Origin of the sequence: Nocardioides sp. 616 (assembly GCF_002930065.1) — a bacterium.
GTDB lineage: Bacteria > Actinomycetota > Actinomycetes > Propionibacteriales > Nocardioidaceae > Nocardioides > Nocardioides houyundeii.
Map to the genome: position 1 here is coordinate 14,436 of NZ_POAG01000016.1, position 21,567 is coordinate 36,002.

Consider the following 21,567-nt stretch of genomic DNA (forward strand, 5'->3'; position numbering starts at 1 on the left):
GGGTGAACGTCTTGGCGACCTTCAAGGGGCCGCGACGATGACGACGTCGTACCCTGCCCCGATCGCAACCCGGGCCAGCTGGCTGCCGACCTCGCCGGCACCGATGATGCCGATGGTGGTCATGACTCGGAACGCTCTCGTTGAGGCTGCGAGTCCACCGTGGGCAGGGCGGCGGAGGCCAGCAGCGCCAGCTTGTCGGCGGCCTCGCTGCCCACGTCGGGGTGGTAGACGATCAGGTGGAGGTCCGTCCCGCCGACGGCGAGCCGCTCCCGGTTGAGCGTCATCTCGCCGACCTGCGGGTGGTCGAACTGCATGGGTGCTCCCCACTGGCCCTTTACGTCGTGGCGCGCCCACAGGTCGCGGAAACGAGGACTGGCCAGCGACAGCTCGCCGGTGAGCTCGATGAACCGCGGGTCGTCGATGTCGGTGCCCACGGACTGGCGCAGGTTGCCGATCAGGCACTCGGTGGAGCCCTGCCAGTTGGGGTGGAAGGCCTGCTCCTCGGGGTCCAGGAACATGTCCTTGAGCTGGTTGCGACCGACAGCCAGACGCGGGGAGAGAGCCACTGCCAAGGCGTTGGACACCAGGACGTCGAAGTAGCGGCCCTCGATGAAGGCGGGGTGCGGCAGGCCCGCCACGAGCTTGGCGACGCCCGGCGGCACCGTCTCGGTGCGTGCCCGCCGCGGGCTGCGCCGCTTCCGGTCACCGACCAGGGTCATGAGGTAGGCGACGTGGTCGTCGTCGAGGCGCAGCACTCGGGCGATGGACTCCAGCACCTGCACCGAGGGGTTGCGGTCGCGGCCGCGCTCCAGACGCAGGTAGTAGTCGGCGCTGAGGCCGGCCAGCATGGCGACCTCCTCGCGGCGCAGGCCCGGGACCCGCCGCGTCCCGAGGTCGGGGATGCCTGCCTGCTCCGGCGTCACGAGTCCCCGTCGGGCCTTGAGGTAGTCGCCCAGGGTGTTGGGCTCTTTGGTCATGGCCTCACCGTAGAACGCGTCGTCTCGATCAGCGGGGGCCCTGTCACCCCCCTGGACCACGAGGGCTCTGCCCCGGACGCCGTCCCGCGCCTAGCGTCGATACCGGGTCCACCCGGGGCCCGAAGACAGCGAAGGAATCCCATGACAGTCACCCTCATCACCGGCGCCAACAAGGGCATCGGCTTCGAGACCGCGCGCCAGCTGATCGAGCTGGGCCACACCGTGTACGTCGGGGCTCGCGACGCCGAGCGCGGCGCCAAGGCCGCCGCCGAGCTCGGCGCCAGCTTCGTCCAGCTGGACGTGACCGACGACGCCTCGGTGGCCGCCGCACTGGCGAGGATCGAGGACGTCGAGGGCCGCCTCGACGTGCTGGTGAACAACGCCGGCATCCTCGGCGACGGGACCGTGGACGGTCCGACCGCGCTGCAGATGTTCGACACCAACGCCGTCGGCATCGTGCGGGTCACCGAGGCTGCCCTGCCGCTGCTGCGGAGGTCCGAGCAGGCGGCCGTGGTCACGATCTCCAGCAGCATGGGCTCGTTCTGGGCGGTAACCAACCCGGAGCGGCCCGAGTTCGGGATTCCCGCCGCGCTGTACGCCGCCTCCAAGGCGGCCGCGACGATGCTCACCCTGCAGTACTCCAAGGCCCAGCCCGGGATCAGGTTCAATGCGCTCGAACCTGGCTTCACCGACACCGACATGACCGCCGCGATGGGCGGCGGCCGTCCGGTCCAGGAGAGCGCGCGGGTCGTCGTACGTCTGGCGACGGTCGGCCCCGGCGGACCCACCGGCACCTTGCAGGACGAGTCGGGCGAGCTTGCCTGGTAGCCGGTGCACGCCTGCTGACGGGGACGGCTGAACGTCACCTTCGACGACATCGCGCAGTTCTTCCGGGAGGTCATGCACCCGCCGAACCCACGGGCTCTGCTTGGATCGGGATATGAGCGACCTGCGTCCTGCGGCGAGGATTCAGCGCGCCGACTTCGGCGATCCCGCGCTCGCGACCTTCCTGCAGGCGCACTTGGACGACCTCGCCCCGACCGCTCCCGCCGAGAGCCGGCATGCCCTCGCGATCGACCTCCTCCAGGCGCCGGGCGTCCGCCTCTGGGTTGCTCTGGAGGGCACCACGATCATCGGGACGGGTGCGCTGGCTGCGATGCGGGCGGGGCACGAGGAAGTGAAGAGCATGCGCACCGAGCCGCGCTGCCGCGGGCGTGGAGTCGCCCGCCAGCTGCTGCAGCACCTGGTGCGCGATGCCCGCCAGCGGGACGTCAGACAGCTGTCACTGGAGACGGGGAGTCACGACTTCTTCGCGCCCGCCAGAGCCCTGTACGCGTCGGCCGGCTTTCAGAGCTGTCCGCCGTTCGGGTCCTACCGGGAGGACCCGAACAGCGTCTTCATGACGAAGCACCTGTAGGCGCGTCGCTCTCAGGCGCCCCGCTGCAGGTCGGCCACCTGCTCGCGTGCGGTGAAACCGGCTGCGACGTAGGTGGACACAGCCGCCGCGTTGGAGCTCTCCGCGCACACGACGGCGCTGGACGAGCCCATCTCCCGCAGGGCAGACGCCGCGGCCACCGAGATGGCCACGCCGTAGCCGTGACCCCGGTGGTCTCGATGCACTCCCATCGGCTCCACGAGCCCGGGGCGCCCCGGACCGGCCGACCACACCGTGGTGACGGCGACAGCGTTGCCGTCACGGTCGAACGCGGCCAGGCTCCGTGCCCGGTGGTAGAACGGCCCGTCCGCCATGGTCAGCCACCGCTGGCGGACCTCGCGCCGTTCCTCCTCGCCGAACGGCGTTCCCTTGAACGCCGACCAGTGGACGGCCACCCACGAGTCGACACGGTCCGGATCGATGACCTCGATGCGCACCCCGGCCCCTCGCACGCGCTCGTCGTCCACTCCGCTGGAGAGGTCGCGATGCAACGGAGTCCAAGGCTCATCGGGCTGCCACCCTTCCTCGGACAGCAGCTGCGAGAACCGCTCAGCGCCACGAGCCTCGACGATGGCCTCACCGGCACCCAGGACTCCACGCGACGGGTCGTCGACGTCGGCGACGAGCTGTCGGCAGAGCTCTTCGTCGTCCCGTAGGTCGGGGTGGAGGGCCATGCGCAGCAGTCCGTCGGGGCCATCCAGCAGCCCGAGTGCGAGAGTCCTGCCGTCGCGTGACCAGGCCCGCAGCGAGGCGGTCGTCTGGGCAGCACCTCGCGAGGAGTGCCAGCCCAGGTCGCCGGGGTGCAGATGCAGTGGACCTGCGTCGTGCTGCCAACCGCTGAGGACCGCGGCAACGTCATCAAGGTCCTGAACGCGTGGCGTGGTCATCTCGATGCTCATGGCTCGATCCAACCTCAGCCGTGCCCGCTCCGAGCCGGAGGTCTTCGCGTCGCGCCCCAGTGCCACCGTTCATTCGCCTGCGCGCGCGGGCCACACCGACATACGATCGGCCGGCGGGACGGGTAACGCTTGAGAGGAACACTGATCACTGATGACTGACTTGAGGTCCGAGGCGCCTGTGGCTGCCCCGGTGGTCGTGGCCCGTGTCCCCGTCGTGGACACCACGCGGATGATCGTGGGCTTCGAGCTGGTCACCCGCGCCATGCAGGACCCCGACGTCCAAGTTGCGGGCGACGCGGCCACGGAGCCGGTGGTGACCGTCTCCAGCCTGCTGGGCTCGCTCGACCTCGACCTCTCCGCCGTGGTCGGGGACAAGCTGCTCTTCTGCACCGTGGACCGCGCGGTCCTCGTCAGTGAGCCCCGGCTGAGCCTGCCGCCGCGCAGGACCGTCCTCCAGCTGCCCTCCACCGGCGTCGACGCCGAGCTCCTGGCCGCCGTCCGGGCGCACCAGCAGGCCGGCTTCACCCTGATGCTGGAGCACGGTGAGCGGACCGAGGAGTTCGAGGAGCTGCTGGCCCTGGTCCACCTGGTCAAGGTCGACTTCGCCACCGTCGCCCCCGAGGACGTCCTCGGCGTCGTCGCCGGCTACCGGGACCTGCCCGTCAGGCTGATGGCCTCCGGGTGCGACACCGAGGCCGCGCTCGCCTGGGCGCAGGCGTCCGGGTTCGAGCTGTTCCTGGGACGCGCCGTCCAGGTGCCCGAGGCGAGCAGCGACGACGCCACCGCCCCGCTGCCGCTGTCGCAGCTGCAGCTCGGCATGGAGCTGCTCAGCCAGGACCTCGACTTCGACCGCATCGAGGACGTCCTGCGGGGCGACCCGGCGCTCATCGTGCAGCTGCTCAACATGACCTCGGCGGGTGCCGGAGGCGGGCTGCGGCGGCAGGTGCGCAGCCTGCGCGAGGCGCTGGTCGTCATGGGCACCGCTCGGCTCCGGCAGTGGGCGGCGCTGGTGATCCTGAGCCGTCACGGCCAGCGGGAGACCGACGCGCTGATCACCACGCTGGTGCGCGCCCGGATGTGCGAGCTGCTCGCGCGCAGCCGCGGCGTCGACGGTCCCTTCGCGTTCACCGCCGGTCTCCTGTCCGCCCTGCACATCCTGCTGGGGGTGCCGGTCGCCGAGATCGAGGAGCAGATCAAGGTGGGCGAGGAGCTGACGGATGCGGCGTTCGGCCGGCACGGTGCCGTGGGTCAGCTGATCAGCAGGGTCGAGGCGCACGAGCAGTCGCTCGGCACCGCCGGCCCGCGCGGCGACGACCACGACGAGGTCACCCTGATCGCCGCCATGGCCTTCGGGTGGGCCACCAGCTACGCCGACGCGATGGACACCGCGGCCCAGAGCTAGAGGCTCCCCGCACGGCTCAGTCACCGGAGTAACCTCCCCCGGTGCAGTCGCCGGCGCTGAGCCATCCCAACTTCCGCCGCCTGGTCGCGGGGACGACGACGAGCGCGCTGGGCAACGCGATCACGCCGGTGGCGCTGGCCTTCGCCGTCCTGGATCTCGGTGGCTCCGCCACCCAGCTCGGCCTGGTCGAGGCGGCGTACGCCCTGACCAACGTGCTGACCACGCTGTTCGGCGGCGTGCTGGGCGATCGGGTGCCGCGGGCCTTGATGCTGCAGGGCTCCGCCCTGGGGGCCTCGCTGACCCAGGCGTTCATCGCGGCGAGCCTGATCGGCGGCTGGTCCAGCGTGCTGCTCATCGGCCTGGTCGGCATGCTCAACGGCTCGCTCTCCGCCCTGAGCGGCCCGTCGTCGGCTGCCCTGACCCGGCAGACGGTGCCGGAGGAGGTCCTGCCGTCCGCGGTGGCGCTGCGTCGGCTGCTGCAGAACGTCGCCATGGTCATCGGCTTCGCCGGGGCCGGGATCATCGTCGCGTTCGCCGGTGCCGGGTGGGCGATCGCGTTGGACGCGGTCACCTTCGCGGTCGCGGCGTACTGCTTCCACCGGCTCGACGTCCCTGCCTCGCTGGGGGTCGACACGGGAGTGCCGAGCTCGATGCTCACCGACCTCGCCGAGGGTGCCCGCGAGGTGCTGCGGCACACGTGGCTGTGGATGCTCATCCTCCAGGCCACGCTCTACCACCTGTTCTACGGCGGGGTGCAGGGCGTGCTGGGACCGATCGCGGTCCGCGACGCCTGGGACGAGGCGGCGTGGGGGTGGGCACTGGCCGCGCTGATGACCGGCTTCATGGCCGGCGGTCTGGTCTCCCTGAGGTTCCGCCCGCGGCGGGGGTTGTTCGTCGGCACGCTCCTGCTGGCGCTGACCGCGTGCTTCCCCGCCGCGATCGCCCTCGGGGACAGCCTGGTCGTGCTGCTGCTGGGTGCGTTCCTGCACGGCTTCGGCCTGGAGATCTTCTCGGTCAACTGGGACCTCTCGATCCAGCAGAACATCGCGCCGGACAAGCTGGCGCGGGTCTACTCCTTCGACCTCATGGGGTCCTTCCTGGCCCGGCCGCTCGGCTTGGCGCTCGTCGGACCGGTCAGCGCCGCCACCGGGCTGACCACCTGGCTCTGGGTGTGCGCGGCGGTGATGGCCGGCGGATCTCTGGTCGCCGCCACCCTCCCCGCCGTACGCCGACTGCAAAGGGCTGCGCCGTCCGTCCGGGAGGCCTCAAGATGAGCGGCATGTCCTTCCCCAAGAAGCTGCCCGCCGCCGTCTACGCCGCCCTCGCGGTCGCCGACACCGTGGCCGCCGGCAGGCAGAGCAGCAGCCCGCCGGCCCGCCGGCTCAGGTACGTCCTCAAGCCGGCGTTGATGCCCGCACTGGCGGCCGCCTTCCTCGACGGCACGCGCGAGCGCCGGGGCTCCTCCGACACCAGCCTGCTGCACACCGGGACGGCGGCGGCGCAGGCGCTGTCCTGGGGCGGCGACGTGGCGCTGCTCGGCAGCAGTGAGAAGTCCTTCCTCACCGGTGTCGGCTCGTTCTTCGGCGCGCACCTGGCCTACATTGCCGCCTTCGCTTCCGTGCGCGGCGAGCGCGAGGACTACGACACCACGGGTCTCAAGGTCGCGTTGGGCCTGTGGCTGACCGCCGCTCCGGTGATGGGCATCGCGGCCGGGCGCCAGGACCCCTCGCTCCGGGTCCCGGTGGCCGCGTACACGACGGTGCTCTGCGCGATGTTCGCCAGCTCCCGGATGCTCGATCCCGCGCTGCCGCCCAGCGCGCGCCGCACCCTGCAGACCGGCACCGCCCTGTTCCTGCTCTCCGACAGCGTGCTGGCCGCGCAGAAGTTCCTCCTGACCAAGCCGCACCCGATCGTGGAGTCGGTCGTCATGTCGACGTACACGGTGGGTCAGGGCCTGATCGCCCGCGGAGTCGCGAGCGCCAGCTGAACCCGTCCCACCGCAGGACGTGCCTCTGTTCAGGGGCGGATTCTCGGGAGAAGATGTGGCCCACGCCCACGCCGGGCGTCGTTCTTTTCGGGAAGGAATCACAATGGTCCACAGGTCCATGAAGCGGTGGGCACCCCTCGCCGCCGCCACCTCCGGGGTCGTCGCCGCCGCGCTGGTCTCCGTCAGCGGGGCTGTCGCAGCTCCCACCGCGGGCCCCGTCTCCACGCCGGTCCCGTTCACCACGCCCGACGGTGTGGTCTCCAGCTACCTGCTGAACGCCCGCCAGGCCAACCCGGGCCACACCAAGCAGCTCGAGCGCGCGGTCGAGCAGGCCGGCGGCGTCGTCGTCCAGAGCTGGCCGCAGATCGGCGTCGTGGTCGCGCACTCCGACGTCTCCACCTTCCGCACCGCCGTGGCCAAGGCTGCCGGCAACAAGCTCTTCTCCATCGGTGCCACCCGCACCGTGCCCGTCACCGAGGGCACTCCCGCCGGCCTCGGCGCCACCTGGGGTCCCGGCGCGTCCGGCTACAAGAAGGGCGCCAAGAAGCCCGCCAACGGCGACATCGGCTCCGAGGTGACCGTCGCCACCGCCGCCGACCCGCGCGAGGGCGAGCAGTGGGACCTGCAGATGATCAAGGCCGACCAGGCGCACAAGATCACCGAGGGCAACCGCAACGTGCTCGTCGGCGTGCTGGACAGCGGCATCGACCCCGACCACCCGGACCTGGTCGCCAACATCGACGTCGACGAGTCCGTCAACTGCTCCGACGCCGGGCGCCCGGACACCTCGGCCACCGGCTGGCACCCGACCACCAGCGACCACGGAACCCACGTCGCGGGCACCATCGCCGCGGCCCGCAACGGCGTCGGCATCGTCGGTGTCGCACCCAACGTGCGGATGGCCTCGGTCAAGGTGGTCAGCGACGACGGCTTCATCTACCCCGAGTACGCCGTGTGCGGCTTCGTGTGGGCCGGCATGCGCCACATGGACGTGACGAACAACAGCTACTACATCGACCCGTTCCAGTTCTGGTGCGGCGACCAGCCCGACCAGGCAGCCGTCAAGGAGTCGGTCCGCCGCGCGGTCGACTGGTCCACCGACCAGGGCGTCGTGCACGCCGCGGCGGCCGGCAACGCGTCGTACGACCTGGCGAACAAGACCACCGACACGGTCAGCCCGAACGACTCCGGCGGCATCGCCCGCACGATCAACAACGAGTGCCAGGACATCCCCGCCGAGCTCGACGGCGTGGTCGCGGTCTCCTCGGCCCAGCGGTTCCCCGCGGGCACCATGGAGAGCCGCCTGTCGGGCTTCTCCAACCGCGGTCTCGGCGTCATCGACGTCGCCGCCCCCGGCTCGAGCATCCTGTCGACGATCGTCCGCGACAACGGCTACGGCCTGAAGAACGGCACCTCGATGGCCTCCCCGCACGTCGCCGGTGTGCTGGCGCTGATGAAGTCCGCGCACCCGGGCTGGTCGCCGGCCAAGATGATCGAGCGGCTGCGCGCGCAGGCCGACGACAAGCCGTGCAACCTCACCACCGCGGGCGCACCCTGCGTCGGCACGGACGCCAACAACAGCTACTTCGGTGAGGGCATGGTCGACGCCCTCGACGCCGTGAGCTGAGTCCCTGCCGCAACCCAGCAACAATCCGGCCGGCGCCGATCCGTCACCACGGGTCGGCGCCGGTCTGCGTCCCGAGGTGAGTCGGGGGTCAGTCCGGGGCTCAGCCCGCCGCGCGCTCGGTGGGCGGGGCGTGCCGCTCCTCGGCCTCGTGGCCGGGCGTCAGGTGTTCCGCGTCGGAGAGCCGGAGCGGGGTGAACGGCCCGCCGCTGCTCACCGAGACGGTCTCCGCCGACAGGCACAGGTGGTCCCCGCCCTCGTCCAGCAGGCTGGTACGGCGTACGACGAGGCGGTTCGGGCAGTCCAGCAGGATCGGCACCCCGTCCGGGCCGGTCTCGGTGCGGAGGCCCTCGAACTTGTCGTCCCGGTCGCCGGTCAGCGTGCCGAACCGCTCCGCCAGCGCCAGGTCGTCGGCGGTCAGGAAGTGCACCGCCAGGTGCGAGGAGCGCTGGGCGACGCGGGCGGTGTGGTTGGCCTTGGACAGCCACACGCAGTAGCGCTCGGGCCCGATGCTGGACTGGGTGTGGAAGCCGACCAGGCAGCCGCCGCGCTCCAGCACGCCGTCGGTCTCGTTGCCGGTGGTGACCACGATCAGCGGGGTGTCCAGCGACGACATGAGTGCGGAGAACGCGTCTTCCTCAGGCACCGGCAGGCCTCTCGTCGAGCGGGGAAACGGGCATGGCAGGGACCTCGGGACGCTCGGAGGAAGGGGGTTCACCTTAACGCGGTGTGGTCTTCCCAGGTGATCGGAAGTCCCGGGCCAGGACGGAATAGATACCCTAGGGGGGTATGTTGGAATCCGTATGACGCACCAGCACTCGCAGACCCACCACGACGTCGACGGACTCGGGTCCATGGCTCTGTCCGCGACGCTGCACTGCCTCACCGGCTGCGCGATCGGTGAGATCCTGGGCCTGATGATCGGAACCGCGGTCGGGCTCAGCATCGGCTGGAGCGCAGCGCTCGCCACCGCCCTGGCGTTCCTCTTCGGCTACACCCTGTCCACGCTGCCGCTGGTGAAGACCGGCCTCGGCGTCGGCGCCGCCCTCTCTGTGGTGTTCGCCGCCGACACCCTCTCGATCGCCACCATGGAGGTCGTCGACAACCTCGTCATGGCCGTCATCCCAGGCGCGATGGAGGCCGGGCTGGCGAACTGGGTCTTCTGGATCTCGATGATGCTCGCGCTCGCCGCCGCGTTCGCTGCGGCCTTCCCCGTCAACCGCTGGCTGCTGCGGCGCGGCAAGGGCCACGCCCTGACCCACGAGCTCCACCACGGCGACCCGGGCGAGGCGCAGGGCGCCCGCCGGTTCATCCCTAACCTCTCCAGCACGACGCTGGTTGCCGCGGTCGTCGCGTTCCTGCTCGGCGGACTAGTCGTCTCGGTCGCCGTCGAGCTCGACAGCGATGACGTTGATCGCCGTCCGCACGCGGTCTCGCCGGCGGTCACACAGCGGGTCGAGGCGTGATCGAGCCATGATCGCGGCAACCCGGCGTCCACTAGGGTCAAGAACACCCCTTCGTTCCCCCTAGCCCCAGGAGTCACCATGCATCTGACCCACGTTCCGCTCCGTGTCGCCACCGGTGCCTACATCCTCAACTCCGGCGTCGGGAAGCTCCGCGCCGACGAGGGCACCGCGCAGTACCTGCACGGCGCCGCCGCGTCCACCTACCCGGCGGTGTTCAAGGACATGGAGCCCACGAAGTTCACCAAGCTCCTCGCCTACAGCGAGATCGCCGTCGGCGCCGCCCTGCTCATCCCCAAGGTGCCGGCCACCGTCGCCGGCGCCGCGCTGACCGGATTCGGTGCCAGCCTGATGGGCCTGTACTTCCGCACGCCCTCGATGACCCTGGAGGACGGCATCCGTCCCAGCCAGGAGGGCATCGCGCTGGCCAAGGACGCCTGGCTCGTGGGCGGCGGCCTGACGCTGCTCACCCAGGGCATCGCCGGGGCCACCAAGTCGGGTGTGAAGAGCTCGAAGAAGGCGATCCGCAAGGCCACCCCCTTCACCGGCTGAGACGTGCGGAGCCGATGACTCCCCGAGACATCGTGCGGTGGCGGCTGGCGACCCAGCACCTGTCGGCGCCGCACGCCGCCTCGGCGGCCCAGGTGGTCAGCGACCTGCTGGGCGTCCAGGCCGAGAACCGCAGCCAGGCCGAGTGGGCGGTGGCCGCCCGCACCGTGCGCCGGGATCCGGCCGACCTGGCCGCGCTGCTGGACGGCGGCCAGGTGCTCCGCACCCACGTGCTGCGCCCCACCTGGCACTTCGTGGCCGCTACCGACATCGGCTGGCTGCTGGAGCTGACGGGGCCCAGGATCCGCCCGCTCTACCTGCGCCAGCTCACCGAGCTGCCCGGCTGGACCAGCGACACCGTGGACCGGAGCGTCGCCGCCGTGCTGGAGTCCCTGGCCGCCCGTCCCGACCAGACCCGGGACCAGCTGCTCGACGCCCTCGTCGGCCGCGGCCTGCCGGCGACCGGGCACGCCATGATGTTCCTGCTGGCCCTCGCCGAGGCGGACCGGCTGGTCTGCAGCGGCCGGCCCGCCGCCGGCGTCCACACCTACGCGCTCTTCGCGCACCGGGTCCCCGACCCGGTCCGGCTCGACCGGGACGAGGCGCTGGCGGAGATCGCCCGGCGCTACTTCACCGGCCACGGCCCGGCCACCGCTGGTGACCTGGCCTACTGGGCCACGCTGACCCCCACCGACGTACGCCGGGGGCTGGCCGCGGCCAGCGACGGGCTCGCGTCGTTCGAGCACGAGGGCCGCACCTTCTGGCACGCCCCGGAGGCAGAGCCGCCGACCGGGGCCCCGGAACCGGCCGGGCACCTGCTGCAGATCCTGGACGAGACCTACCGCGGCTACCAGGACAGCCGGATGCTGCTGGACGCCGAGGGCCTGGCACCGCGCGGCCGGGAGGCGAGCACCGGGATGGCGCTCGTCGACGCCCAGCTGGTGGGGTCGATGAAGCGCACGCTCGGCGCCCGGGTCCGGTTCGAGGTCACCGGCTACCGCAGGCTGACCCCGGCCGAGGTGGTGGCGCTGGGGGACGCCGCCGAGAGGTACGGCGAGTTCCTCGGCCTCGAGGCCGAGCTGCTGCTGCGTTAGACCGGCTCGCCGCGCATGCCGCGACCGCGCGCGGGGCACAGGAGGGCATGAAGAAGATCCTGAAGACAGCCGCTTTCGCGGGCATGGCCAAGAAGGTCTACGACGAGGCGCGCAAGCCCCACAACCAGGCCAAGATCAAGAACGCCGTCGAGCAGGTGAAGGCCAAGCGGGCACGCAAGCACTGACCGCGCACGTCGTACCTCGGTGGCATGGTCGACCGCGACCGGGGTACGACGCGTGGCATGAAGTCGACCCAGAACCCTGAACGCGGCACCGGCCGCCTGGTGCGCGGCCTCGGCGTGGCCAGCCTCGGCCTCGGTGTCCCTATGCTGCTCCGGCCCGACAGCGTCGCCCGCTTCGCCGGCGTCGACGACAGCGCCTCCGCGCCGGCCCTGATCCGGGTGGTCGGGGCGCGTGAGCTGATCCACGCCGCGCTCTGCCTCGTCGGGCCCCAGCGCTCGGTGTGGACCCGGGTGATGGGCGACGCGATGGACCTGGCGGTGCTGGCCGCCGCGATGGAGGGGCGCTCGGGCGAACGCCGTACCCGGGTCAACGTGGCCACGGCGGCGGTCGCCGGGATCGCGCTGGCCGACGTGTACGCCGCGGTGCGCACCGCCCGCGCCCAGCACGGCCGCGGCAAGCCGGGCCCGCTGACGCTGGAGGCCTCGACCACGGTCAACCGGTCGCCCGAGGACGTCTACGCCTTCTGGCGCGACCTGGGCAACCTGCCGTCTTTCATGCTGCACCTGGAGGAGGTCACGCCCAAGGGTGACGACACCAGCCACTGGGTGGCCCGTGGCCCGCTGGGCAAGAAGGTCTCCTGGGACGCGGAGATCACCAGCGAGGACCCGGGTCGCCGGCTGGCCTGGCGCTCGCTCAAGGGTGCCGACGTGGACAACGCCGGCACCGTGCACTTCGCGCCGGCCCCGGGGGACCGCGGCACCGAGGTACGCGTGGTCCTGCACTACGACGTGCCCGGCGGCCTGGCCGGCCGTGCGGTGGCCCGGCTCTTCGGCGAGGAGCCGGATCAGCAGGTCCGCGACGACCTGCGGCGCTTCAAGCAGGTGATGGAGACCGGCGACATCGTGCGCAGCGAGATCCTGCCGCACGGCACCGAGGCCAAGCGCCAGTTCCTGCAGGGACCGGCCCAAGCCGCGTCCGCACCGACCAGCAACGACGGGAGCAGCCGATGAAGGCCGTGGTGTGGGAGGGCCCGACCAAGGTCGCGGTCAAGGACGTGCCGGACCCGAAGCTGCTCAACCACCGCGACGCCATCATCAAGGTGACCTCGACCGCGATCTGCGGCTCCGACCTGCACCTGTACGACGGCTACATCCCGACCTTCATGCCCGGCGACATCTTCGGCCACGAGTTCATGGGCGAGGTCGTCGAGCTGGGCAAGGACGCCGGCTCCGGCAGCAGCGCCAACCCGGACGGCCTCCGGGTCGGGGACCGGGTCGTCGTGCCGTTCCCCATCGCGTGCGGCGCCTGCCGGGCGTGCCAGCGCGGCCTCACCTCGCTGTGCGAGAACTCCAACCCCAACGCGGGCGAGGCCGAGAAGGTCATGGGCCACTCGCCGTCCGGCATCTTCGGCTACTCCCACATGCTCGGCGGCTACCCCGGCGGACAGGCCGAGTACGTCCGGGTCCCGTTCGCCGACGTCGGCCCGCTCAAGGTGCCCGAAGAGCTCAGCGACGACCAGGTCCTCTTCCTCACCGACGTGCTGCCGACCGGCTGGATGGCCGCGGACATGTGCGACATCCAGCGCGGCGACGTGGTCGCGGTGTGGGGTGCCGGCCCGGTGGGCCAGTTCGCCTGCCTCGCCGCGACCCAGCTGGGCGCGGCCAAGGTGATCGTGATCGACCGGGTGCCGGAGCGGCTGGAGCTGGCCGCCAAGCACACCGGCGCCCACCCGCTCAACTACGAGGGCACCTCGGTGCTCAAGGAGCTGCGCGAGCTCACCGCCGGGCGCGGCCCGGACCGGGTGATCGACGCGGTCGGCATGGAGGCGCACACCGACGTCACCGCGATCCACGCCTACGACAAGGCCAAGCAGGTCGCCAAGCTCTCCACCGAGCGCCCGCAAGCCCTGCGTGAGGCGATCCTCTCGGTGGCCAACGGCGGCACCGTCTCCATCGTCGGCGTCTACGGCGGGCTGGTGGACAAGTTCCCGATCGGCTCGCTGATGAACCGCTCGATCACCGTGCGCACCGGCCAGGCCCACGTGCACCGCTACATGCGGCCGCTGCTGGACAAGATCCGCAAGCGCGAGATCGACCCGACGTTCATCATCAGCCACCACCTGCCGCTGGCGGACGCAGCCAAGGGCTACGACCTGTTCAAGCACAAGGAGGACGGCTGCACCAAGGTGGTGCTCACGGCCTGAGCAGCCGGCGTACGGCGTCCAGCAGCGTGGCGCTCTCGGCGGCGGCGTCGAAGCCGGGCTCGGTGACCACGACCCCGAGGTAGCCGTCGAGCAGCGCCTGGAGCCAGAGGACCAGCCGCTCGGGCGGCAGGTCGGTGCGCACCTGGCCAGCGGTCATGGCGGCGCGCACCCAGGGCAGCAGCCCTGCGCGGATCGCCGCGGTGTCGTGCTCCAGGGCGGCGGCCACCTCCGGCTGGGTCATCACCGCCCCGACGGCGCGGACCAGCCCCGCCACCCGGACGTCGGCCATCTCCTCGGCGGTGTGGGCCACGTAGTCCTCCAGCACGGCCCGGGCGTCGTCGCGGCCGGCCTGCGCGGCGAACCACTCCGACTCCTCCCGGGTGCCGAGCTCCAGCATCGCGAGCAGGACCTCGAGCTTGGTCGGGAAGTAGTGGAAGAAGGTGCCCGAGCCGATGCCGGCCTCCCGGCAGATCGCGGCGGTGGTGGCGCGGTCGTACCCGTCGCGGGCGAAGCAGGTGAGCGCCGCGTCGATGATGGCGAGTCGCCGGGCCTCGTGCCGGGCGGGGTCGACCGTGCGTGCCATGCGCTGAACCTAACGGGATGGCAATATTGGAGTGGTCACTCTAGGATAATCGCATGGCCAAGGACCCGGAACGCTGGTTGCTGACCCACCAGGGGGTGCGGCACGTCGTGGAGATCGTCGAGTCCGGGCTCAGCCGGAGGATCACCTGGACCCTCGACGGTGACGAGGTGGCGTCCAAGAAGAGCTCGGACGAGAAGGTGACGCTCGACGGCGGCGACCACGGCGCGATCGGGCTGCGACTGCCCACCTTCACCGGGCCCGCCCGCCGGGTCACCTGGTGGGGTCCCGAGTCCACGCTGGGAGCGGTGGCTGCCGCGCAGACCGGCCTGGGCGGGCTGGACCTCGACCCCGAGGCCGGCTCCAAGGCCGCAGCCCGCGAGGCCTGGATCCGCGAGCACCCCCAGCAGTACGCCGTACGCCGCACCGCCGCCGCGGTCGCCGGGGTGGTGGTGCCGCTGCTGCTGATCTGGCTGCTGGGCCGCTTCGCGCTGCCGGCGATCCCCTGGCCGGACGTGAACCGGCCCGACTGGGACCTGCCGGACCTGCCGTCGATCCCGTGGCCGTCGATTCCGCTGCCCGACCTGCCGTCGATCCCGTGGCCGGACTGGAGCCTGCCCGCCTGGGTGGAGACGGTGCTGGACAGCATCAAGTACGTCTGGCCGGTGCTGCTGGCGGTCGTCCTGGCGCGTGCGGAGATCAAGCGCCGCCGCGACCAGGACGCCCGCAAGCGTGCCGCGTCAGAGGCTTCAGAGGAGTCAGAGCGGGAGGAGACCCGGGAGCCGTAGCGGCGGCAGGCTCAGCACCCCGGCGTACGGCGTGCCGAACAGGCCGGTGAGCTCCGGCAGCACCCGCCGCCACAGCGCCGGACCCTCGGCCACGCCGAGCAGCGTCGGGGACGCGATCCGCGCCTCCACCGCCTCGGAGCTCTCTCGGGGCATCAGGCCCTGGAGAGGACGGTGCCGCGGGATGGTCCGCACCTCGGCCTTGTCGCGGTCCACCCGGCCCAGGCGGCAGGCCGCGGCGATGGCCTCTTCCAGGCCGCCCAGGGTGTCGACGAGTCCGCGCTCGGCGGCGTCCGCACCGGACCAGACCCGGCCCTTGGCCACCGCACGCAGCTCCTCGACCCCCATCTTGCGGTCGGCGGCCGCCTTGGCGGTGAAGTCGGCGTACACCTCGTCGAGCCACGACTCCAGCACCGCGAGCTCGTCGTCGGAGAACGGCTGGTTGCTGGAGAACATCGCCGCCCGGGGTGCCACGGCGACGGTCTCGCGGTTGACGCCGATGCGCTGCAGCCCTTCGCGCAGCACGTTCTTGCCGGCCAGCACCCCGATGGAGCCGGTGACGGTGCCGGGGCTGGCCAGGATGGTGTCGCACGGCATCGCGATGAAGTAGCCGCCGGAGGCGGCGACCGAGGCCATCGAGGCGACCACGGGGGTGCCGCCCTCGCGCAGCACCTGGATCTCGCGGCGGATCGCGTCCGAGGCGACGTAGGAGCCGCCGGGGGAGTCGATGCGCAGCACCACCGCCTTGACGTGCTCGTCGCGGCCGGCGGCGCGCAGCGCGGCGCACAGGGCGTCCGAGCCGACCGAGCTGCCCGACAGCGGCGAGCCGCCGTCGCCGCGGCCCAGGTGGATCGCCCCCGAGGCCTGGATCAGCCCGATCACCGACTTGTGGCCCGGCATCCGGGTCATCGGGCCGAGCACCGACTCGAGCTTGCTGGCGCCGTGCCGCTCGACGTACCGCAGGGTGGGGTCGGCACCGACGCGGGTGCGCATCGCGGCGTACGCCTGGTCGCGGTAGCCCAGGGTGTCCACCAGGCCGCGGGTCACCGCGTCGGCGGCGTGCACCGGGGCGTCGGCCAGCACCGCCCGGACGGCGGCGACCTCCAGGCCGCGGTCGGCGGCGACGTCGCTCACCAGCGTCTCGGTGCTGGACTCCAGCAGCCGGGTGATCATCTCCCGGTGCGGCTCGCTCATGTTCGAGCGCATAAAGAGGTCCGCGGCGGTCTTGTACTCATGCCTCTGCCCGAGCTGCGGCTGGACGCCGATCTTGTCCAGGGCTTCGCGCAGGAACACCGCTTCCCCGGCGAAACCGACGAGCCCCACGGCCCCGCTCGGCTGCAGCCACACCTCCTCGAACGCGGTCGCCAGGTGGTAGCCGGTGTTCCCGGGGCCGAGCTCGCCGAACGACGGGCTCCACGCCAGGGTCGCCTTGCCGGCGGCCCGGAACGAGGCGACCGCGGCGCGCAGCTCCGCGGACTGGGCCAGGGTCAGCGGGGCGTCGCCGATGGCGGCGATCAGGCCCACCACGTCCTTGTCGCGCTCGGCCTTGCGCAGGTGGTCCACGATGCTGCGCAGCAGCGGGGTGTGCAGGGACCGCAGCGCTTCGATCGGGCTGCCGGGCGGGTTCTCGGCCACCCCGCGGCCCAGGTCGAGCTCCAGCAGCACCTGCTCGGTGCTGTGCGAGGCGAGCGGCACCCGGCGCAGCACGGGGGCCAGGACGGACGACAGCGGTGACGGCAGCTTCATCCCGTGAGCCTAGGGGGACCGGCCAACCCCCGGACAGCGCCGCAGATTGCGCCTAGGGTCGGCCCGGTGACCAGATCGTGGTGGGGATGGGGCAACGTCGAGGACGCCGTGACCGGCGCGGAGGCCGAGGAGCTGGTGGCCCGGGTGGCGGCGTTCATGCCGGACCACGACTTCACCCCGCACGACCCGCCCTCGCCTGAGGACCTGGGCCTGCCGCAGCCGCGGGTCTCGGCGCCGGGCAGCCTGGCGCACCTGGCCAGCAGCAGCATCGAGGACCGCGCCAGTCACGCCCACGGCCGGGCCTACCGCGACGTCGTACGCAACCTGGCGGGCGAGGTCACCCATGCCCCGGACCTGGTGCTGCGCCCGGAGACCGAGGCCGACGTGGTCGCAGTGCTGGACTGGGCGACGTCCGCGCAGGTCGCGGTGGTGCCCTTCGGCGGGGGTACGTCGGTGGTGGGCGGGGTGGAGCCGCGGTTCGAGGGGCCGGCGGTGAGCCTGGACCTGCGCGCCCTGGACCGGGTGCTGGAGATCGACCGCACCAGCCGCGCCGCCCGCATCCAGGCCGGGGTGCTCGGGCCGCAGCTGGAGGACCAGCTGCGCCCGCACGGCCTGACGTTGCGGCACTTCCCGCAGTCGTTCGAGTTCTCCACCCTCGGCGGCTGGCTGGCCACCCGGGCCGGCGGGCACTACGCGACGCTGCTGACCCACATCGACGACCTGACCGAGAGCATGCGCGTGGTGACCCCGGTCGGGGTGAGCGAGTCGCGGCGGCTGCCCGGCTCGGGCGCCGGGCCGTCGCCGGACCGGATGTTCCTCGGCTCCGAGGGCACCCTCGGGGTGATCACCGAGGCCTGGATGCGGCTGCAGGACCGGCCGCGGTGGCAGAGCGGGGTCACGGTCGACTTCGACACGTTCGACGCCGCGGTGGCGGCCACCCGGGCGGTGGCCCAGAGCGGGCTGCACCCGTCGAACTGCCGGCTGCTGGACCCGATGGAGGCGCTGGTCAACGCCGGCACCTCGACCACCGGCGGGCTGCTGGTGCTGGCGTTCGAGTCCGCCGACCACCCCGTCGACGCCTGGCTTGACCGGGCGGTCGAGATCGTCCGGGACCACGGCGGTCGGCCGGGTCCGCGCAGCGACCGCTCGACGGGCGAGGCTGCCGCGCCTGCGGACGCGGGCAGCGCTTGGCGCTCGTCGTTCCTGCGGATGCCCTACCAGCGCGACGCGGTGACCCGGCGCAGCCTGATCGCGGAGACCTTCGAGACCGCGTGCACCTGGGACCGGTTCGCCGAGCTGCACGCGGCGATCACCTCCGCGGCGTACGACGTGATGGCCCGGATCGGCGGCGAGGGCGTGGTGACCTGCCGCTTCACCCACGTCTACCCGGACGGGCCGGCGCCGTACTACGGGATCTACGCCCCCGGCCGCTGGGGCTCCCTGGTCTCGATGTGGGACGAGATCAAGGCCGGCGTCTCCGAGGCGATCGCGGCGCACGGCGGGACGATCACCCACCATCACGCCGTGGGCCGGGACCACGCTCCCTGGTACGCCGTCCAGCGGCCGGAGCCCTTCGCGCTCGGGCTCACGGCGGCCAAGCGGGCGCTGGACCCGGCGGGGGTGCTGAACCCGGGCGTGCTGGGGCTGTGAGCTGCCGCGTCGCAGGACGGGTGTTGACGACCCGCCCTAGGCTCTGGCCTACGGGCGCCCACTACCAGAGACCCTGCGGCGCCTGACGCACTCGACAAAGGACCTGCTGTGAGCGTCAAGAGCACCGGAAAGAGCGTCCTGCTCCAAGGCGCCGGCTGGGTCCTGGTCATCCTCGGTCTCGCGGCTCTGGTGCTGCCCGGACCAGGCCTGCTCGCCCTGTTCGCGGGGATGGCCATCCTGGCCACCCAGTACGAATGGGCGGACCGGCGTCTCGCGCCGGTCAAGAAGGCTGCCTTGGGTACGGCGGCCGACAGCGTCAAGAGCTGGCCCCGGATCCTGCTGTCGATGATCGGTGTCCTGGTGCTGATCGGCATCGGCCTCTTCTGGGGGATCGGCGTCGAGGCACCCTCGTGGTGGCCCGTGGACGACAAGTGGTGGTTGCGGGGCGGCTGGGGGACCGGCGGGACCCTGATCGCCTCCGGCCTCATCGCCTTCGCCTTGATCGTCTACAGCTACCGGAACTTCCGTGAGCCGTCGCCGCAGGAACCCGGCAGTCGGTGAGGACTCAACGCACCAGGCGCAGGGTGACGCCGCCGCTCGCGCCGGGGTCGAACTTGAACAGGACCCTGTTGGGCTCGGCGTAGGGCAGCGACCCGGGCATGACCGGCTCCCCGGAGCGGATGCTCGCCCCACCGAAGCAGTCGCGGTAGCACGGCACGAACAGGTCCGCGGCCCATCCGCCACCGGTGACGGCGACGTCGCTGGCCTCGAACTGGACCGTCCCGGTGCGCGCGGCGGGCACGTCGGCGAGGAGCCACTGGCCCGCTTCGGCGGACTCGAAGCGGACGGGTGCTCCGCCGACCACCAGGTCGGGGGCCGGCAGGATCGACCGGATGCGCAGGGTCCGCTCGCGGGGGACTCGGGAGTTGTCGTCCGACGCGACGACCAGACGGTAGACACCGTCCTTGGTCGTGAGGTTGCCTTTGGGCTCCAGCCAGTACTGCCGGGCCCAGGCCCGCTCCACCCCCGTTCCCCAGTCGAGGTAGGTGCGGGTTCCCGCAGGGATCTGGATGGAGATGACGTGCTCGTGGCCCCCGGAGGATGCCAGGGTCAGGGGAGGTCCGTCGAGCACGACGGTGTGCTGCTGCGCGCTCCGGGCCTCCACCTGCGCGCCCCTGGCGAAGGTGAGTCCGAGGCGCTGGCCCCGGCGCAGCGCGCGGTCGCCTTCGTCCGGCTCCAGCTCGTACATCGGGGGCTGTCCGTGCTCGGCAGATGCGCCCTCGGCTTTGTAGACCCGGTGGAGCCAGTCCCCCTCGAGCACGGTGTGGCTGCTGACGCGCCCTCCCTGGGCGTTGCGGCCGGTGAGCTTCACGCGGCCGTTACGCGGGACCCTGACCCACGCGACGTTCACGAACCGTTTGTTGGAGGGGCCGACCCGCACCGACCGGCCGTCCATCTCGACCTCCCGGCTGCGCACCTTCACCAGCTGCGCGACCGCGGCGCTCGGCTCGCCCCAGGCACGACAGCGTCCCTTGAACCAGATCGTCGCCTTGCCGGTCGCCCGCACCCGGAAGACCCGGTCCAATCCCTTCGTCCGGGTCCCGCGCCGGTCCTGCAGCACCAGGCTGCCGTCACACCCGCCGCCGTCGGCGGGCTTCACGCGCAGGGTGAGCTCGTCGCCGCGACGGGCCGGAAAGGTCACCGCGCCGAACTGACGTGGGGCGAGCCTCACCGGCCCCTCGCCGTACGCCCGGACCACTCGTTTGGCCGGTGGGAGGGGCGCGGCGGCGGCGTCGGCCCGGGAGCCGCCCGGACCGACGGCGGCCGGGACCAGCAGCGCCGTGACCAGCGCGAGAGTCATCGACAGGACGGCGACAGCAACAGCTCGGCGCATGGCTCCCCCACCAGTGCGAACGTCGCCCGGCATTCGGGCGGACGCAGACTACATATTGCCCGGTGATGCCTAGCTGGCGGTCCAGACCCGGGGCTCTCCCGGGGCGACAGTCATGTCACTGAAGGTCGGGACCCTCTTGAGGGTTGCGGGCTTGTACGGCACCAGCACGACGAGCGCGATGCCGTCCCGGTGCTCGAGCTCGACCTGGACTGCGTCGGACCCCTCGATGAGGACGTCGGAGACGAACGCCACTGCCCGGTTCTCGCCTGCGGTCGCACGTGCGCTGTCGTACACGCCGGCCAGGACCCGCTCCGGCTGCGGGTGTTCTCCCAACCCCGCGTCGGACGCGGTGAGCGACGCCTCCCCGTCGGTCGAGACCGAGGCGCCGAAGGGGTAGAACTGCCCGTTCTTGCCGAGCAGCTCCTGGGCCCGAGGCAGCACGAGGTTGAGGAGACCGTCCAGGTCGTTCTGGGCTGAAGCCGATGCAGTGTCGCGCCAAGAGGTCATGACTGGAGATTTTGGCACACCGTCCGCCGACCGCTAAGACGCCGGCACACGGAGTTCCCTCTGCGCGCGCACCGGGTGCCACACCTCTGCCGCAGGTTCAGCCGCGCTCAGCGTCCCGCAGGACGTCGAGCAGTTCAGCCCAGGTGCCGCATACCTCAGTCGATGGCCATCGTGCATCACGCTCTGCATTCCAGGTGAGGTGGACCCACGCCCAGCGGTTCTCGTCGGGAATCGCGAAGATGACTTCCTTGCGCAGCTTGCGGGCAGCGAGTGCTGTGATCGCTCGTCCCTTGAGGACATGACCCTCAGCGAGCTCTCGAGCGAGCTCGGCCTCGAGATGAGCGGCCTCATCAGACTCCCGAACATCGGTCCAGAGGTCGGAGAGCAGTGACAAGTCCGCGCCACCATCACCCATGAGAGAGATCGTCGCACGCCTGATCGAACCATTCGGACTTCCGGAACGTGAGCGTTCGAGCACGCCTCTTATCCCCGCGTGTCGGACGCACGGATCTGCCGCTGAGCGGGCGATATCGTCGGGGGCATGCGGGAGGTGTCGGTCGTCGTCAGCGACCCGTGGTCATTCGTGACG

24 protein-coding genes are annotated in these 21,567 nt (G+C 71.8%); 15 read left to right on the forward strand and 9 right to left on the reverse strand.

Going from position 1 to position 21,567, the window contains the following annotated elements; translation table 11 throughout:
• Positions 1-21: 21 nt before the first annotated feature.
• Positions 22-123 carry an NAD(P)-binding domain-containing protein gene (locus tag C5H89_RS06380; protein ID WP_205304896.1) on the reverse strand — a complete coding sequence of 34 codons (102 nt, stop codon included), beginning with the start codon at positions 121-123 and terminating at the stop codon, positions 22-24.
• Positions 120-977 (reverse strand): helix-turn-helix transcriptional regulator, encoded by an 858-nt coding sequence (locus tag C5H89_RS06385; protein ID WP_104106220.1) that lies wholly within the window; start codon positions 975-977, stop codon positions 120-122. The genes C5H89_RS06380 and C5H89_RS06385 overlap by 4 nt, the downstream gene beginning before the upstream one ends.
• 141 nt (positions 978-1,118) lie before the next feature.
• On the opposite strand from C5H89_RS06385, the gene C5H89_RS06390 reads away from it, so the two are divergent.
• Complete coding sequence (locus tag C5H89_RS06390) at positions 1,119-1,805, forward strand: SDR family NAD(P)-dependent oxidoreductase (protein ID WP_104106221.1); 687 nt, start codon at positions 1,119-1,121, stop codon at positions 1,803-1,805.
• A 112-nt stretch (positions 1,806-1,917) separates the two neighbouring features.
• Positions 1,918-2,394 (forward strand): GNAT family N-acetyltransferase, encoded by a 477-nt coding sequence (locus C5H89_RS06395; protein WP_104106222.1) that lies wholly within the window; start codon positions 1,918-1,920, stop codon positions 2,392-2,394.
• An 11-nt stretch (positions 2,395-2,405) separates the two neighbouring features.
• Here C5H89_RS06395 and C5H89_RS06400 read toward each other — a convergent pair whose 3' ends face one another.
• Positions 2,406-3,311 (reverse strand): GNAT family N-acetyltransferase, encoded by a 906-nt coding sequence (locus tag C5H89_RS06400; RefSeq protein WP_104106223.1) that lies wholly within the window; start codon positions 3,309-3,311, stop codon positions 2,406-2,408.
• A 151-nt stretch (positions 3,312-3,462) separates the two neighbouring features.
• Here C5H89_RS06400 and C5H89_RS06405 point away from each other — a divergent pair, with 151 nt between their 5' ends.
• The 4 genes from C5H89_RS06405 to C5H89_RS06420 all read left to right on the forward strand — a co-directional run bounded on the left by C5H89_RS06405 (position 3,463) and on the right by C5H89_RS06420 (position 8,327).
• Positions 3,463-4,713 carry an HDOD domain-containing protein gene (locus C5H89_RS06405; RefSeq protein WP_104106224.1) on the forward strand — a complete coding sequence of 417 codons (1,251 nt, stop codon included), beginning with the start codon at positions 3,463-3,465 and terminating at the stop codon, positions 4,711-4,713.
• Between the two features lie 41 nt (positions 4,714-4,754).
• The gene (locus C5H89_RS06410) at positions 4,755-5,987 is read left to right on the forward strand and encodes an MFS transporter (protein ID WP_104106225.1); all 1,233 of its coding nucleotides are present in this window, start codon (positions 4,755-4,757) and stop codon (positions 5,985-5,987) included.
• A 5-nt stretch (positions 5,988-5,992) separates the two neighbouring features.
• Positions 5,993-6,700 carry a lysoplasmalogenase gene (locus C5H89_RS06415; RefSeq protein ID WP_162799257.1) on the forward strand — a complete coding sequence of 236 codons (708 nt, stop codon included), beginning with the start codon at positions 5,993-5,995 and terminating at the stop codon, positions 6,698-6,700.
• Between the two features lie 103 nt (positions 6,701-6,803).
• Positions 6,804-8,327, forward strand: a complete 1,524-nt coding sequence (locus C5H89_RS06420) for a S8 family serine peptidase (RefSeq protein WP_104106227.1) — start codon at positions 6,804-6,806, stop codon at positions 8,325-8,327.
• Positions 8,328-8,427: 100 nt separating this feature from the next.
• Here the strand turns inward: C5H89_RS06420 and C5H89_RS06425 are convergent, their stop codons facing one another.
• Positions 8,428-8,970: a flavin reductase family protein gene (locus C5H89_RS06425; RefSeq protein WP_205304897.1), complete on the reverse strand. Its 543-nt coding sequence runs from the start codon at positions 8,968-8,970 to the stop codon at positions 8,428-8,430.
• A 157-nt stretch (positions 8,971-9,127) separates the two neighbouring features.
• On the opposite strand from C5H89_RS06425, the gene C5H89_RS06430 reads away from it, so the two are divergent.
• The 6 genes from C5H89_RS06430 to C5H89_RS06450 all read left to right on the forward strand — a co-directional run bounded on the left by C5H89_RS06430 (position 9,128) and on the right by C5H89_RS06450 (position 13,816).
• On the forward strand, positions 9,128-9,790 hold the full coding sequence (locus C5H89_RS06430) for a DUF4396 domain-containing protein (RefSeq protein ID WP_240181739.1): 663 nt from the start codon (positions 9,128-9,130) through the stop codon (positions 9,788-9,790).
• 78 nt (positions 9,791-9,868) lie between these two features.
• A complete protein-coding gene (locus C5H89_RS06435) occupies positions 9,869-10,339 on the forward strand; it encodes a hypothetical protein (RefSeq protein ID WP_104106229.1) in 471 nt (156 codons plus the stop codon).
• 14 nt (positions 10,340-10,353) lie between these two features.
• On the forward strand, positions 10,354-11,430 hold the full coding sequence (locus C5H89_RS06440; RefSeq protein ID WP_104106230.1) for a winged helix DNA-binding domain-containing protein: 1,077 nt from the start codon (positions 10,354-10,356) through the stop codon (positions 11,428-11,430).
• Between the two features lie 47 nt (positions 11,431-11,477).
• Positions 11,478-11,615, forward strand: coding sequence for a hypothetical protein (locus C5H89_RS18880; RefSeq protein WP_162799258.1), 138 nt, complete (start codon positions 11,478-11,480; stop codon positions 11,613-11,615).
• A 57-nt stretch (positions 11,616-11,672) separates the two neighbouring features.
• Positions 11,673-12,623: an SRPBCC family protein gene (locus C5H89_RS06445; protein WP_104106231.1), complete on the forward strand. Its 951-nt coding sequence runs from the start codon at positions 11,673-11,675 to the stop codon at positions 12,621-12,623.
• The gene (locus C5H89_RS06450) at positions 12,620-13,816 is read left to right on the forward strand and encodes a zinc-dependent alcohol dehydrogenase (protein ID WP_104106232.1); all 1,197 of its coding nucleotides are present in this window, start codon (positions 12,620-12,622) and stop codon (positions 13,814-13,816) included. The genes C5H89_RS06445 and C5H89_RS06450 overlap by 4 nt, the downstream gene beginning before the upstream one ends.
• Here the strand turns inward: C5H89_RS06450 and C5H89_RS06455 are convergent.
• Positions 13,806-14,399, reverse strand: coding sequence for a TetR/AcrR family transcriptional regulator (locus C5H89_RS06455; protein ID WP_104106233.1), 594 nt, complete (start codon positions 14,397-14,399; stop codon positions 13,806-13,808). The genes C5H89_RS06450 and C5H89_RS06455 overlap by 11 nt on opposite strands.
• A 53-nt stretch (positions 14,400-14,452) precedes the next feature.
• Here C5H89_RS06455 and C5H89_RS06460 point away from each other — a divergent pair, with 53 nt between their 5' ends.
• Positions 14,453-15,184 (forward strand): hypothetical protein, encoded by a 732-nt coding sequence (locus tag C5H89_RS06460; protein ID WP_104106234.1) that lies wholly within the window; start codon positions 14,453-14,455, stop codon positions 15,182-15,184.
• On the opposite strand, the gene sppA is transcribed toward C5H89_RS06460, so the two are convergent.
• Positions 15,155-16,927, reverse strand: coding sequence for a signal peptide peptidase SppA (gene sppA, locus C5H89_RS06465; protein WP_104106235.1), 1,773 nt, complete (start codon positions 16,925-16,927; stop codon positions 15,155-15,157). The two genes, C5H89_RS06460 and sppA, sit on opposite strands and share 30 nt — an antisense overlap.
• A gap of 66 nt (positions 16,928-16,993) precedes the next feature.
• Between sppA and C5H89_RS06470 the strand changes: the two genes are divergently transcribed.
• Both C5H89_RS06470 and C5H89_RS06475 read left to right on the forward strand, forming a co-directional pair.
• Complete coding sequence (locus C5H89_RS06470; protein WP_205304898.1) at positions 16,994-18,577, forward strand: FAD-binding oxidoreductase; 1,584 nt, start codon at positions 16,994-16,996, stop codon at positions 18,575-18,577.
• A gap of 108 nt (positions 18,578-18,685) precedes the next feature.
• Positions 18,686-19,138, forward strand: a complete 453-nt coding sequence (locus tag C5H89_RS06475) for a PGPGW domain-containing protein (RefSeq protein ID WP_104106236.1) — start codon at positions 18,686-18,688, stop codon at positions 19,136-19,138.
• Positions 19,139-19,142: 4 nt separating this feature from the next.
• On the opposite strand, the gene C5H89_RS06480 is transcribed toward C5H89_RS06475, so the two are convergent.
• From C5H89_RS06480 to C5H89_RS18885, 3 genes are all read right to left on the reverse strand, one after another.
• On the reverse strand, positions 19,143-20,471 hold the full coding sequence (locus C5H89_RS06480; protein ID WP_162799259.1) for a hypothetical protein: 1,329 nt from the start codon (positions 20,469-20,471) through the stop codon (positions 19,143-19,145).
• Between the two features lie 69 nt (positions 20,472-20,540).
• The gene (locus C5H89_RS06485) at positions 20,541-20,978 is read right to left on the reverse strand and encodes a hypothetical protein (protein WP_104106238.1); all 438 of its coding nucleotides are present in this window, start codon (positions 20,976-20,978) and stop codon (positions 20,541-20,543) included.
• Positions 20,979-21,075: 97 nt separating this feature from the next.
• A complete protein-coding gene (locus C5H89_RS18885) occupies positions 21,076-21,393 on the reverse strand; it encodes a hypothetical protein (protein WP_162799260.1) in 318 nt (105 codons plus the stop codon).
• Positions 21,394-21,567: the final 174 nt, after the last annotated feature.

Bases quoted from the DNA above. Each gene is read 5' to 3' on its own strand.
- sppA (WP_104106235.1), bottom strand. From the start codon at position 16,927: ATGAAGCTGCCGTCACCGCTGTCGTCCGTCCTGGCCCCCGTGCTGCGC.
- C5H89_RS06450 (WP_104106232.1), top strand. From the start codon at position 12,620: ATGAAGGCCGTGGTGTGGGAGGGCCCGACCAAGGTCGCGGTCAAGGAC.
- C5H89_RS06460 (WP_104106234.1), top strand. From the start codon at position 14,453: ATGGCCAAGGACCCGGAACGCTGGTTGCTGACCCACCAGGGGGTGCGG.
- C5H89_RS06380 (WP_205304896.1), bottom strand. From the start codon at position 123: ATGACCACCATCGGCATCATCGGTGCCGGCGAGGTCGGCAGCCAGCTG.
- C5H89_RS18880 (WP_162799258.1), top strand. From the start codon at position 11,478: ATGAAGAAGATCCTGAAGACAGCCGCTTTCGCGGGCATGGCCAAGAAG.
- C5H89_RS06405 (WP_104106224.1), top strand. From the start codon at position 3,463: ATGACTGACTTGAGGTCCGAGGCGCCTGTGGCTGCCCCGGTGGTCGTG.
- C5H89_RS06400 (WP_104106223.1), bottom strand. From the start codon at position 3,311: ATGAGCATCGAGATGACCACGCCACGCGTTCAGGACCTTGATGACGTT.
- C5H89_RS06455 (WP_104106233.1), bottom strand. From the start codon at position 14,399: ATGGCACGCACGGTCGACCCCGCCCGGCACGAGGCCCGGCGACTCGCC.
- C5H89_RS06485 (WP_104106238.1), bottom strand. From the start codon at position 20,978: ATGACCTCTTGGCGCGACACTGCATCGGCTTCAGCCCAGAACGACCTG.
- C5H89_RS06440 (WP_104106230.1), top strand. From the start codon at position 10,354: ATGACTCCCCGAGACATCGTGCGGTGGCGGCTGGCGACCCAGCACCTG.
- C5H89_RS06395 (WP_104106222.1), top strand. From the start codon at position 1,918: ATGAGCGACCTGCGTCCTGCGGCGAGGATTCAGCGCGCCGACTTCGGC.
- C5H89_RS06415 (WP_162799257.1), top strand. From the start codon at position 5,993: ATGTCCTTCCCCAAGAAGCTGCCCGCCGCCGTCTACGCCGCCCTCGCG.
- C5H89_RS06420 (WP_104106227.1), top strand. From the start codon at position 6,804: ATGGTCCACAGGTCCATGAAGCGGTGGGCACCCCTCGCCGCCGCCACC.
- C5H89_RS06390 (WP_104106221.1), top strand. From the start codon at position 1,119: ATGACAGTCACCCTCATCACCGGCGCCAACAAGGGCATCGGCTTCGAG.
- C5H89_RS06445 (WP_104106231.1), top strand. From the start codon at position 11,673: ATGAAGTCGACCCAGAACCCTGAACGCGGCACCGGCCGCCTGGTGCGC.
- C5H89_RS18885 (WP_162799260.1), bottom strand. From the start codon at position 21,393: ATGGGTGATGGTGGCGCGGACTTGTCACTGCTCTCCGACCTCTGGACC.
- C5H89_RS06430 (WP_240181739.1), top strand. From the start codon at position 9,128: ATGACGCACCAGCACTCGCAGACCCACCACGACGTCGACGGACTCGGG.
- C5H89_RS06385 (WP_104106220.1), bottom strand. From the start codon at position 977: ATGACCAAAGAGCCCAACACCCTGGGCGACTACCTCAAGGCCCGACGG.
- C5H89_RS06480 (WP_162799259.1), bottom strand. From the start codon at position 20,471: ATGCGCCGAGCTGTTGCTGTCGCCGTCCTGTCGATGACTCTCGCGCTG.
- C5H89_RS06435 (WP_104106229.1), top strand. From the start codon at position 9,869: ATGCATCTGACCCACGTTCCGCTCCGTGTCGCCACCGGTGCCTACATC.